Source organism: Streptomyces sp. NPDC017890 (assembly GCF_044328675.1).
Taxonomy (GTDB): domain Bacteria; phylum Actinomycetota; class Actinomycetes; order Streptomycetales; family Streptomycetaceae; genus Streptomyces.
Genome location: NZ_JBIRHU010000020.1, coordinates 155,017 through 166,236, shown reverse-complemented (window position 1 = coordinate 166,236; position 11,220 = coordinate 155,017). Strand labels below are relative to the sequence as shown.

Genomic DNA, 11,220 nt, shown 5'->3' with positions numbered 1-11,220 from the left:
CGGCCTGAGACGTACGGCACCACCCCGAGGCGTACGGCACCGCCCTGGGCTAACCGACGACCCGCCCGTTCAGCACCACCCGGCGCGGGGCGGCGAGCACGCGCACGTCCGCGCGCGGGTCCTCGTCGAACACCACCAGGTCCGCCGGCGCACCCTCGTCCAGGCCGGGACGGCCGAGCCAGCGCCGGGCGGCCCAGGTCGTCGCGGCGATGGCCTCGACGGGCGGGATGCCGGCGGTGACCAGCTCGGCGACCTCCGCCGCCGCCAGGCCGTGGGCCAGGGAGCCGCCCGCGTCGGTGCCGACGAAGACCGGCACCCCGGCGTCGTAGGCGCTGCGCACGGTGTCGTAGCGGCGTTCGTGGAGCCGGCGCATGTGGGCCGACCAGCGCGGGAACCGGGACTCGCCGCCGTCGGCGAGCGCGGGGAAGGTGGCGATGTTGACGAGGGTGGGCACGATGGCGACGCCCCGCTCGGCGAAGAGCGGGATCGTGTCGTCCGTCAGCCCCGTGGCGTGCTCGACGCAGTCGATGCCGGCCTCGACCAGGTCGCGCAGGGAGTCCTCGGCGAAGCAGTGCGCGGTGACGCGGGCGCCGAGCCGGTGGGCCTCCGCGATCGCGGCCTCGACGGCGCCGCGCGGCCAGCAGGCGGACAGGTCGCCGAGGTCGCGGTCGATCCAGTCGCCGACCAGCTTCACCCAGCCGTCGCCGCGCCGGGCCTCCTGGGCGACGTACGCGACGAGGTCCTCGGGCTCGACCTCCCAGGCGTAGTTGCGGATGTAGCGGCGGGTGCGGGCGATGTGCCGGCCGGCCCGGATGATCTTCGGGAGGTCCTCGCGGTCGTCGGTCCAGCGGGTGTCGGAGGGCGAGCCCGCGTCGCGGATGAGGAGGGTGCCGGCCTCGCGGTCGGTCAGCGCCTGCTTCTCGGCGACGTCCTCGGGGACGGCGCCGTGCTGGTCCAGGCCGACGTGGCAGTGCGCGTCGACCAGGCCGGGCAGCGCCCAGCCCTCGACGGTGCGCACGTCGGCGGCGCCGGTGGGACGGTCGTGGGAGATCCTGCCGTCGATCACCCACAACTCGTCGCGGACCTCCTCCGGTCCGACGAGCACCCGACCCTTGACGTGCAGCACCGTGCGATCGCTCATGCCCCGCACCTTAGACCGGGCCCCGGGGCCGTTCGAAGGCCCGGTCACCGGCCGCCGTCGCGCGCTGTCACGCGGGCGCGCGGCTCGGTCGCGTATCCGGCCGCGACGACGCCGGCGACGGCCCGAAGGGCGAGCACGGCGACGCCGGGATGACGCACCCGGAGGAGCAGCAGGAGAGCGAACACCCGTGCGGGTTCATCGGCTCGGCACTCACGAGGCCGTGGCGGAAGCTGTCATTCCGGGCGTGTGGGTGTCGCAACGGATGCCCTCCGGCGCGAGTCGCGGCAGGGGCCGTGGTTACTCTCGACCCCGTACCTGCCGTACAACCTGACCGTGAGCGAAGAGAGCACCACAGTGACCCACCCCTTCCTGGACCTCGCCCCGCTGAGCGCCGGCCGTTTCGCCGCGATCGAGGACCGGGTCGCGCGCCTGCTCGGCACCGGCCAGGACGTCGTGATCATGCAGGGCGAGGCGCTGCTGCCGCTGGAGGGCGCGATCCGCGCCGCCGCGGGGCCGGGCACCGTCGCGCTGAACGTCGTCACGGGGCCGTACGGGCAGACGTTCGGGGACTGGCTGCGGGACTGCGGCGCGACCGTGCACGACCTCTCCGTGCCCTTCCACACGGCCGTGTCCGCCGAGCAGGTCCGCGCGGCCCTGGCCAAGCACCCGGAGATCGACTTCGTGTCCCTGGTGCACGCCGAGGCGGCGACCGGGAACACCAACCCGGTCGCGGAGATCGGTGAGGTGGTGCGGGCGCACGGCGCGTTGTTCTACCTGGACGCCGTGGCCTCCGTGGGCGCCGAGCCGGTGCTGCCCGACGCGTGGGGCGTGGACCTGTGCGTCATCGGCGCGCAGAAGGCGATGGGCGGTCCGGCCGGGGTGTCGGCGGTGTCGGTGAGCGAGCGGGCGTGGGCGCGGATGGCGGCGAACCCCGAAGCGCCGCGCCGGTCGTACCTCTCCCTGCTGGACTGGAAGGAGCGCTGGACCGACGGCGGGCGCAAGGTGCTGCCGCACGCTCCGGCGCAGTTGGAGATGCTCGCCCTGGACGCGTGCGTGGAGCGCATCGAGGCGGAGGGCCCGGCGGCGGTGATGGCGCGGCACGCGTCGGCGGCGGCGGCCACCCGGGCCGGCGCGCTCGCGCTGGGCGGCGGCCTGGAGCCGTACGTGTACGAGGCGAGGGACGCGGCGCCGGTCGCGACGACGCTGCGGGTGCCGTCGAACGTCGACGCGTCCGAGCTGGTGGCCCGGGCCCTGGAAGCCGATCCGGCGCTGCCGCTGGCGGCGGGCGGGGGCCCGCTGGCCAAGGAGATGGTCCGTGTCAACCACTACGGCCCGCAGGCGACGCGCGGTGCCGTCCAGGGCTCTCTGACGGCACTGGGTGCCGCGCTGACCGCGAAGGGCCTGCAGGCCGACCCGGAGGCGGCGCGGCGGGCCGTCGAGGACACCTGGGAGCGGCCGGCCGGTCCCGTGCTTTCGTAAGCGTGAATTCAAGGAATTACCGAAGCTCACACAAACAGAATTAAGGAATTACTCTCAGCACAGCTTCCCGTATTCTTCTGCCCGCTTTCCGAGGACCTAAACACAGAGATTTCGCGAAACTTGATCTTCGCATTTCGGGCACGTCTCACACGGGTTACATGATTGTGACCCGATCCACATGCTGCCCGCTTTGCGGCATACCTCCCGGTCAAACCCGCACATATCGCCGCTCCCTCGCGCGGAAGCACGCGCCCGCGTGATAACACATGACACGCTCATACGTAACCCCGTCCGGCGATGCAATTTCAAATTTCCCTGGGTAAATTCAATTTGCATGACTGCCGCGCAAGCAGACCTGCAAATCGACCGTCCGAGAGTGGCCGACGGGGCCGCTCTGTGGCGGATAGCGAGGGATTCCGAGGTCCTCGACCTGAACTCGTCCTACAGCTATCTGCTCTGGTGCCGGGACTTCGCCGGCACGTCGGCCGTCGCCCGCGACGAGCGCGGTGAACCGGTCGGCTTCGTCACCGGCTACATGCGGCCGGACCGGCCCGACACCCTGCTCGTGTGGCAGGTGGCGGTGGACCGTGCGTACCGTGGACGGAGGCTCGCGGCTCTCCTGCTCGACGGGCTGGCCGCCCGGACCGTCGCGGAACGCGGGACGACAACCGTCGAGACCACCATCTCACCCGACAACACCCCCTCCCAGCGGCTGTTCACCTCGTTCGCCGAGCGGCACGGCGCCCGGCTGGAGCGCGAGGTGCTGTTCGACACCGGCCAGTTCCCCGACGGCCCGCACGAGCCCGAGGTCCTGTACCGCATAGGCCCCCTGACCGCCGCCGCCCGCTGACCGGCCGGCTCCCCGGACGGCTCCCCGAACGGCCCCGGCACCCCGTGCCGGTCCGGCACCCAGACTTCCCGGCCGGGACCGCACCGGTCCCCCGGATCCGTACGACCTTCCTCTCCCACCCTCACCCCACGAGGAGCGATTCGTCGTGACCATCACCCAGCCCGACCTCAGCGTCTTCGAGACCGTCGAGTCCGAGGTGCGCAGCTACTGCCGCGGCTGGCCCACCGTCTTCGACCGCGCGCTCGGCAGCCGCATGTACGACGAGGACGGCCACGAGTACCTCGACTTCTTCGCCGGAGCGGGTTCACTCAACTACGGGCACAACAACGCCGTCCTGAAACGCGCGCTGATCGACTACCTGGAGCGGGACGGCGTCACGCACGGGCTCGACATGTCGACCACCGCCAAGCGCCGCTTCCTCGAGACGTTCCAGAACCTGGTACTGCGACCGCGTGACCTGCCGTACAAGGTCATGTTCCCCGGCCCGACGGGCACCAACGCCGTGGAGTCCGCGCTCAAGCTGGCGCGGAAGGTGAAGGGGCGCGAGTCGATCGTGTCGTTCACCAACGCCTTCCACGGCATGTCGCTGGGCTCGCTCGCCGTGACCGGGAACGCCTTCAAGCGGGCCGGCGCCGGCATCCCGCTGGTGCACGGCACGCCCATGCCGTTCGACAACTACTTCGACGGCACCGTCGAGGACTTCCTGTGGTTCGAGCGGCTGCTCGAGGACCAGGGCTCCGGCCTCAACAAGCCGGCCGCCGTGATCGTCGAGACCGTGCAGGGCGAGGGCGGCATCAACGTCGCCCGGGCCGAGTGGCTGCGCGCCCTGTCCGAGCTGTGCGAACGCCAGGACATGCTCCTCATCGTCGACGACATCCAGATGGGCTGCGGCCGTACCGGCGCGTTCTTCTCCTTCGAGGAGGCGGGCATCACGCCGGACATCGTCACCGTCTCCAAGTCGATCAGCGGCTACGGCCTTCCCATGGCGCTCACCCTGTTCAAGCCCGAGCTGGACGTCTGGGAGCCGGGCGAGCACAACGGCACCTTCCGCGGCAACAACCCGGCCTTCGTCACGGCGACCGCCACGCTGGAGGCGTACTGGGCCGACGGGTCGGCGATGGAGAAGCAGACCCGCAAGCGCGGCGAGCAGGTCGAGCAGCACATGATCGCCATCACCGAGGAGAACCTCGCCGACATCAAGGAGTACCGGGGCCGCGGCCTGGTCTGGGGCCTGGAGTTCCACGACAAGGACCGCGCCGGCCGGATCGCCAGGCGCGCCTTCGAGCTCGGGCTGCTCATCGAGACGTCCGGCCCCGAGAGCGAGGTCGTCAAGCTGCTCCCGGCGCTCACCATCACGCCCGACGAGCTGGACGAGGGCATGAAGACCCTCGCGCGGGCCGTGCGCGAGACCGCCTGACACCACCACCGCTTCCGGCGCCTTCGGTCCGCGCGACCGTGGGCCGAAGGCGCCGGGGACCCTTGCACACCCTTCACCTAGGAGGCATCGCAACACCGTGATCGTCCGTTCGTTCAAGGAGATCGAAGGCACCGACCGGCACGTGAAGTCGGCGTCCGGCACCTGGGAGAGCAAGCGCATCGTCCTGGCCAAGGAGAAGGTCGGCTTCTCCGTCCACGAGACGATTCTGTACGCGGGTACGGAGACGTCGATGTGGTACGCGAACCACATCGAGGCCGTCGTCTGCACCAAGGGCGACGCCGAGCTGACCGACCGCGAGACCGGGAAGACGTACCACATCACGCCGGGCACGATGTATCTCCTCAACGGCCATGAGCGGCACACGCTCAAGGTCAAGGAGGACTTCCACTGCATCTGCGTCTTCAACCCGCCCGTGACCGGACGGGAGGATCACGACGAGAACGGCGTCTACCCGCTGCTCACCGAGGAGGTGTGAGTCACCGTGACCACGACCACGACCACCAACGTCACCGATCTCTATCCCACCCGCGGCGCCACGGAGGTGGTGACTCCCCGGCAGGACCCGGTCGTCTGGGGCTCCCCGGACACTCCCGGGCCGGTCTCGGCCGGTGACCTGCAGGCGCTGGAGCGCGACGGCTTCCTCGCCATCGACCAGCTCATCGGACCGGACGAGGTCGAGGTCTACCGGCGCGAGCTGGAGCGGCTCACCACGGACCCGGCCATTCGCGCGGACGAGCGCTCGATCGTCGAGCCGCAGTCCAAGGAGATCCGGTCGGTCTTCGAAGTGCACAGGATCAGCGAGGTGTTCGCGAAGCTGGTGCGCGACGAGCGGGTGGTCGGCCGGGCCCGGCAGATCCTCGGCTCGGACGTCTACGTCCACCAGTCGCGGATCAACGTCAAGCCGGGCTTCGGGGCCAGCGGCTTCTACTGGCACTCGGACTTCGAGACCTGGCACGCCGAGGACGGCCTGCCGAACATGCGCACCATCTCGGTCTCGATCGCGCTCACCGAGAACTTCGACACCAACGGCGGTCTCATGATCATGCCGGGGTCGCACAAGACGTTCCTCGGGTGCGCGGGGGCCACGCCGAAGGACAACTACAAGAGGTCCCTGCAGATGCAGGACGCGGGGATCCCGTCCGACGAGGCGCTGACGAAGATGGCCTCGGAGTACGGCGTCAAGCTGTTCACCGGCAAGGCCGGCTCGGCGACCTGGTTCGACTGCAACTGCATGCACGGTTCGGGCGACAACATCACGCCGTTCCCGCGCAGCAACGTGTTCATCGTGTTCAACAGCGTGGAGAACACGGCGGTCGAGCCGTTCGCGGCACCGATCCGGCGGCCGGAGTTCATCGGGGCACGGGACTTCACTCCGGTGAGGTGACCCGCATCCGAACCCGGGCAGGGGCCTCTTCGTGTGGGACGGGAGGCCCCTGCCCGATGCCGTCCCGGCCCGGCTGTCCCAGCCGGCCGGGCCGTCTCGGCCCCGCCCGGCCGGACCGTATCCGGCCCCCGCCCGGCCGGCTCAGTCCGCCAGCACGTCGAGCAGCCGGTCGACGTCCGCCACCGTGTTGTACAGGTGGAACGCGGCCCGCAGATTGCCCGCCCGGTCGGATACCTGCACGCCGGCCCGGCCCAGCTCGGCCTGCCGGTGGCCCAGTCCGGGCACGGACACGATCGCGGAGCCCGGCGCGGGCACCGGCTCGTGCCCCAGGGAGCCCAGCCCCTGCCGGAACCGGTCGGCGAGGGCGGTGTCATGGGCGTGCACGGCCTCCACGCCGAGTTCCTCGATCAGGGCCAGTGAGTGCCGGGCGCCCGTGTAGGAGAAGAGGGCCGGGCTCTCGTCGAAGCGCCGCGCGGAGTGCGCGAGTTCCTCGACGGGGCCGTAGCAGCTGTCCCAGGGGCGCTCACCCGACGCCCACCCGGCGAACAGCGGCGTCAGTTGGGCCGACTCTCCCAGATCCTCCGGTACGACGAGGAAGGCGACGCCGCGCGGGCAGAGCACCCATTTGTAGGCGACGGCGACCACGTAGTCGAAGTCGCCGGCGGACAGCGGCAGCCACCCGTTCGACTGCGAGGCGTCGACCAGCGTCCGCGCGCCGTGCGTCCGGGCGGCGTCCCGCAGCGCCGCCAGGTCGGCGATCCGCCCGTCGGCGGACTGGACGGAGCTGACCGCGACGAGCGCGGTCTGCGGACCGACCGACTCCGCGATCCGCTCCAGCGGCACGCTGCGCACCTTCAGGTCGGCGCGCGTGTGCAGGGGGTTCACCAGGGAACTGAAGTCGGCCTCCGCGGTGAGGACTTCGGCGCCCGCGGGCAGCGAGGCGGCGACGAGCCCGCTGAACGTGGCGACCGACGCACCGGCCGCGACCCGGGTGGCGGGCACCCCCAGGAGCCGGGCGAAGGCGGACCTGCTCGCCTCGACGTCGGCGAACATGTCGAGCGGCTGCCCGGCCGCCGCGGACGCCGCCGCGTCACGCATCGCGACGAGGGTCCGGGCCGGGAGCAGGCCGGTACTGGCGGTGTTCAGGTACGTGGTCTTCGGGGCGAACTCGGCACTCACGAGGTTCTCGAAGCTCTCCATGAGAACACTGTGCTGCCCGAGCGACCTGCCCGTCCATCGCGCATTTCTGCGCGGTTCCTCCAAGGAACCCTTATGCGAGCACCCTCGCCCGGAGTTTCAGTTCCGGGGCACCGCGCACCCGTCCGGGCCGCACGCCTCGGCGCCCCCGTCGTCGATCGGCTTCAGCGGCGTGCGCTCGCCCCACGCCTGCGTCAGCGCCTGGGCGAAGACCTCGGCGGGCTGGGCGCCGGAGACGCCGTACGCCCGGTCGAGCACGAAGAACGGCACGCCCGTGGCCCCGAGCTGCGCGGCCTCGCGCTCGTCGGCGCGCACCTCGTCGGCGTAGGCGGTGGGATCGGCGAGCACCGCGCGGGCTGCGTCCGCGTCCAGGCCGGCGGCGACGGCCAGCTCCACGAGCCGCTCGTCGTCGTTGAAGACGGAGCGCTCGTCGGCGAAGTTGCCCCGGTAGAGCGCGTCCAGCAGCGCCTCCTGCCGGCCCTGCTCCTTGGCGAGGTGCAGCAGCCGGTGCATGTCGAAGGTGCTGCCGTGGTCACGGCCCCGGGTGCGGTAGTCCAGTCCCTCGGCGGCGGCCTGCGCACCGAGGTTGTCCTCACCGGCCCGCGCCTGCGCCTCACTCATGCCGTACTTGGCGGTGAGCATCGTCAGCACGGGCTGGACGTCGTCCTTGGCCCGCCCGGGGTCCAGCTCGAACGACCGGTGGACCACCTCGACGCCGTCCCGGTGCTCGAAGGCGGCCAGCGCCTTCTCGAAGCGGGCCTTGCCCACGTAGCACCACGGGCAGGCGATGTCGCTCCAGATCTCGACGCGCATGTCTCGGCTCTTCTCCAGGTCGTACGGGTGCGGAGGCCCCTCCGCCTCGTACGTGAACGTTCAAGCAGCGGGGCTCATTCCCCGGGCACGCGATACCGCAGGAACAGGTGGTGGTCGTCCTCGGCGGGCGGGTTCTCCGGGTCGGGGACCCAGCCACGGCGGGCGTAGAACGCCTGGGCGCGCCGGTTGTCGACGTGTACGTCGAGGACGGCGGTCCGCATCCCGTCGGCGCACCACTGCTCGACGCAGGCGGCGTGCAGGGTGGTGCCGATGCCGGTGCGCCAGTGGTCGGGGTCGACGTGGAACTGGAACAGCCGGACCGTGTCCGCCGGGCCGTCCTGAGGGACCCGGAAGGAGGCGATGCCGACGAGGCCGCCCCGTTCCACGGCGCACAGCACGTGCCCGTCGGGCCGTTCGACGGCGCCGCGCCAGGCGGCCACCCAGTCGAAGCCGTCGTCGGGGAGCCCGTCCGGGTAGTAGGTCGCCCTGGCCCGGGCGTGCAGGGCGGCGACGGTCTCCGCCTCGGCGGGCAGGACGGTGCGGATCACCCGGCTTCCGGTCACACGTTCGTTGATCATGCAACGCAGGACGCGGGAGCCGGGCCTTCCGGTTGCGTCAGCTGCCGTCGCGCAGGTCCGCCGGCCAGGCCGGCCGGAACTCCAGGTGGTCGTACGTCACCTCGCACCCCTCCCCCACCGGCGCCTGGGCCAGGAAGCCGACCAGTGCGGCGCCGGTCTCCTTCTCGTCGCCCAGGGTGAACAGCCGGACGAAGGTCCAGCGCTCACCGTCGAGGGAGGCGTGGAAGGCGAAGGCGCGTCCGGTGCGGCTGACCCGGAGCCAGACGGAATCGCCCTCCACGGTGAAGGAGTTGACGTCGTCGGAGTGTCCCCGGGTGACCACCGTGCAGACGGTGGGCACGTCCGGGGAGTACTCCAGGCACAGCTTGGCCCAGGCCCGCTCGCCGACGTGGACGTAGAGGACCCCGGCGTCGAAGGCGCCCTTGAAGCCGACCGTGACGCGGGCGATCAGCTGGAAGTCCCCGTCGGGCGCCCCCAGCAGTCGCGGCGCGTCGGACTCCGGCTCCAGCGCCTCCCCCGTCGGCGGCACGAACCGGTCCTGCCGGGGTCCGGCCGATCCGGTGAGGACACCGTTCTCGTAGGACCAGGACCCGTCGGGGCCATGGGCACGGAGGGAAAAGGGCAGTTCGGGAAGTTCCAGATCCATCGGTTGATCCTCTCAGGCCGGGTGGACGCCCACGGTGCTATCGCTCGAGAACGCCGTTGAACCGACGGGGCAGCCCCAGCGGATTGCCGTCCCGCAGCTCCGCCGGAAGCAGCGCCTCAGGCGCACCCTGGTACGCGACCGGCCGCAGCCACCGCTCGATCGCCGTACCGCCCACCGACGTGGACGTCGACGTCGTGGCCGGGTAGGGCCCGCCGTGCTGCTGGGCCGCCGCCACGGCGACCCCGGTGGGCCAGCCGTTCACCAGCACCCGCCCCGCGAGCGGCGTCAGCTCCGCGAGGATCTCCGCCCCGCGCCCCTGGCCCGCCGCCTCCTCGGTGGAGAGCTGCACGGTCGCCGTGAGGTTGCCCGGCAGCCGGGACAGGACTCCCCGCACCTCGGCCTCGTCCTCGTAGCGGGCCACCACGGTGACCGGTCCGAAACACTCCTCGAGGAGCAGGTCGTGCTCGCCCTGGGCCGCCAGCCGCCCGGCCGGCACGGTGAGGAACCCGGCGGCGACGCTGTGCTCGCCGCCCGAGCCCGGCGTCACCGGGGCGTCCACGTCGGGCAGTGCCGCGCGCTCGGCGACGCCGGCGACGAAGTTGTCCCGCATGCGGTGGTCGAGCAGCACGCCGGCGTCGGTGTCGCCGACGGCGTCCGTGAGGGACTTGACCAGGCCGTCACCGGCGGCGCCCGTCGGCACGAGGACCAGGCCGGGCTTCACGCAGAACTGGCCGACGCCCAGCGTCATGGAGCCGGCCAGCCCGGCGCCGATCGCCTCCGCGCGCTCGGCGGCCGCCTCCTGCGTGACGACGACCGGGTTCAGCGAGCCCAGCTCGCCGTGGAAGGGGATCGGGACCGGGCGCGCGGCGGCGGCGTCGAACAGGGCGCGGCCACCGCGGACCGACCCCGTGAAGCCCGCGGCGGCGACCAGCGGGTGCTTGATCAGTTCGACGCCCGCCTCGAAGCCGTGCACCAGGCCGAGGACGCCGTCCGGGAGGTCGTGCCGGGCCGCGGCCCGGCGCAGCACCTTGGCGACCAGTTCGGACAGGGCGGGGTGGTCGGGGTGTGCCTTGACGACGACCGGGCAGCCGGCCGCGAGCGCGCTCGCCGTGTCACCGCCGGGGACGGAGAAGGCGAAGGGGAAGTTGGAGGCCGAGTAGACGGCGACGACCCCGAGGGGCACCTTGTAGCGGCGCAGGTCCGGGATGGGCGGGGTCGCGGTGTCGTCGGGGTGGTTGATGACGACACCGAGGAACTCGCCCTCGTCGACGATGTCGGCGAAGGCCCGCAGCTGGTAGCAGGTGCGGGCGAGTTCTCCGGTGAGCCGGACCGGGCCGAGCGCGGTCTCCGCGTCGGCCACCTCGACGAGGGTGCTCTCGGCCGCCTTCAGTTCGTCGGCGGCGGTGCGCAGGAAGGCAGCTCGGACGGTGCGGTCGGCGAGGGCGTCCCGGGCGGCGTGCGCGGCCCGGACGGCGGCGTCCACCTCCTGGGCCGTGGCTTCCACCGCGACCTGTTCGCGCTGCTTCCCGGTTCGGGGGTCGACACTCCAGACTGGTGCTGCTGCCACCGCGGTCCCTCCACGTGCTCTGCATCGGACGTGCTGCGCATCGGACTCGTTCGATATACTGAACGCTGTCTCTGGTGATGAATATGCTGTTGGAGACTATATCTTCAGCTTCTCGTCGAACGAAGGG

General features: G+C 71.7%; 12 protein-coding genes. 5 read left to right on the top strand and 7 right to left on the bottom strand.

The window, feature by feature from the left end; all coding sequences use genetic code 11:
- Positions 1-49: 49 nt before the first annotated feature.
- Both ACH4F2_RS25995 and ACH4F2_RS25990 read right to left on the bottom strand, forming a co-directional pair.
- Positions 50-1,141 (bottom strand): amidohydrolase family protein, encoded by a 1,092-nt coding sequence (locus tag ACH4F2_RS25995; protein ID WP_398135146.1) that lies wholly within the window; start codon positions 1,139-1,141, stop codon positions 50-52.
- 44 nt (positions 1,142-1,185) lie between these two features.
- On the bottom strand, positions 1,186-1,326 hold the full coding sequence (locus ACH4F2_RS25990; protein ID WP_398135145.1) for a hypothetical protein: 141 nt from the start codon (positions 1,324-1,326) through the stop codon (positions 1,186-1,188).
- A 169-nt stretch (positions 1,327-1,495) separates the two neighbouring features.
- Here ACH4F2_RS25990 and ACH4F2_RS25985 point away from each other — a divergent pair, with 169 nt between their 5' ends.
- From ACH4F2_RS25985 to thpD, 5 genes are all read left to right on the top strand, one after another.
- Complete coding sequence (locus ACH4F2_RS25985) at positions 1,496-2,620, top strand: pyridoxal-phosphate-dependent aminotransferase family protein (RefSeq protein ID WP_398135165.1); 1,125 nt, start codon at positions 1,496-1,498, stop codon at positions 2,618-2,620.
- 334 nt (positions 2,621-2,954) lie between these two features.
- Entirely contained in the window at positions 2,955-3,470 is a 516-nt protein-coding gene (gene ectA / locus ACH4F2_RS25980) for a diaminobutyrate acetyltransferase (RefSeq protein WP_398135144.1), read from the top strand.
- Between the two features lie 145 nt (positions 3,471-3,615).
- Complete coding sequence (ectB, locus tag ACH4F2_RS25975; protein ID WP_398135143.1) at positions 3,616-4,887, top strand: diaminobutyrate--2-oxoglutarate transaminase; 1,272 nt, start codon at positions 3,616-3,618, stop codon at positions 4,885-4,887.
- Between the two features lie 97 nt (positions 4,888-4,984).
- On the top strand, positions 4,985-5,383 hold the full coding sequence (locus tag ACH4F2_RS25970; RefSeq protein WP_043374438.1) for an ectoine synthase: 399 nt from the start codon (positions 4,985-4,987) through the stop codon (positions 5,381-5,383).
- Positions 5,384-5,389: 6 nt separating this feature from the next.
- Positions 5,390-6,292 carry an ectoine hydroxylase gene (gene thpD / locus ACH4F2_RS25965; protein WP_398135142.1) on the top strand — a complete coding sequence of 301 codons (903 nt, stop codon included), beginning with the start codon at positions 5,390-5,392 and terminating at the stop codon, positions 6,290-6,292.
- 141 nt (positions 6,293-6,433) lie between these two features.
- Here thpD and ACH4F2_RS25960 read toward each other — a convergent pair whose 3' ends face one another.
- From ACH4F2_RS25960 to ACH4F2_RS25940, 5 genes are all read right to left on the bottom strand, one after another.
- The gene (locus ACH4F2_RS25960; protein ID WP_398135141.1) at positions 6,434-7,492 is read right to left on the bottom strand and encodes an aminotransferase class V-fold PLP-dependent enzyme; all 1,059 of its coding nucleotides are present in this window, start codon (positions 7,490-7,492) and stop codon (positions 6,434-6,436) included.
- Positions 7,493-7,588: 96 nt separating this feature from the next.
- Positions 7,589-8,302 (bottom strand): DsbA family oxidoreductase, encoded by a 714-nt coding sequence (locus ACH4F2_RS25955; protein WP_398135140.1) that lies wholly within the window; start codon positions 8,300-8,302, stop codon positions 7,589-7,591.
- A 74-nt stretch (positions 8,303-8,376) separates the two neighbouring features.
- Positions 8,377-8,880 (bottom strand): GNAT family N-acetyltransferase, encoded by a 504-nt coding sequence (locus tag ACH4F2_RS25950; protein WP_398135139.1) that lies wholly within the window; start codon positions 8,878-8,880, stop codon positions 8,377-8,379.
- 37 nt (positions 8,881-8,917) lie between these two features.
- Positions 8,918-9,526, bottom strand: a complete 609-nt coding sequence (locus tag ACH4F2_RS25945) for a DUF1349 domain-containing protein (protein ID WP_398135138.1) — start codon at positions 9,524-9,526, stop codon at positions 8,918-8,920.
- A gap of 37 nt (positions 9,527-9,563) precedes the next feature.
- Positions 9,564-11,093 carry an aldehyde dehydrogenase (NADP(+)) gene (locus ACH4F2_RS25940; protein ID WP_398135137.1) on the bottom strand — a complete coding sequence of 510 codons (1,530 nt, stop codon included), beginning with the start codon at positions 11,091-11,093 and terminating at the stop codon, positions 9,564-9,566.
- Between the last annotated feature and the right edge of the window lie 127 nt (positions 11,094-11,220).

Coding starts and splice junctions, on each gene's coding strand:
- ACH4F2_RS25995 (WP_398135146.1), bottom strand. CDS start 1,141: ATGAGCGATCGCACGGTGCTGCACGTCAAGGGTCGGGTGCTCGTCGGA.
- ectA (WP_398135144.1), top strand. CDS start 2,955: ATGACTGCCGCGCAAGCAGACCTGCAAATCGACCGTCCGAGAGTGGCC.
- ACH4F2_RS25960 (WP_398135141.1), bottom strand. CDS start 7,492: ATGGAGAGCTTCGAGAACCTCGTGAGTGCCGAGTTCGCCCCGAAGACC.
- ACH4F2_RS25955 (WP_398135140.1), bottom strand. CDS start 8,302: ATGCGCGTCGAGATCTGGAGCGACATCGCCTGCCCGTGGTGCTACGTG.
- ACH4F2_RS25950 (WP_398135139.1), bottom strand. CDS start 8,880: ATGATCAACGAACGTGTGACCGGAAGCCGGGTGATCCGCACCGTCCTG.
- ACH4F2_RS25945 (WP_398135138.1), bottom strand. CDS start 9,526: ATGGATCTGGAACTTCCCGAACTGCCCTTTTCCCTCCGTGCCCATGGC.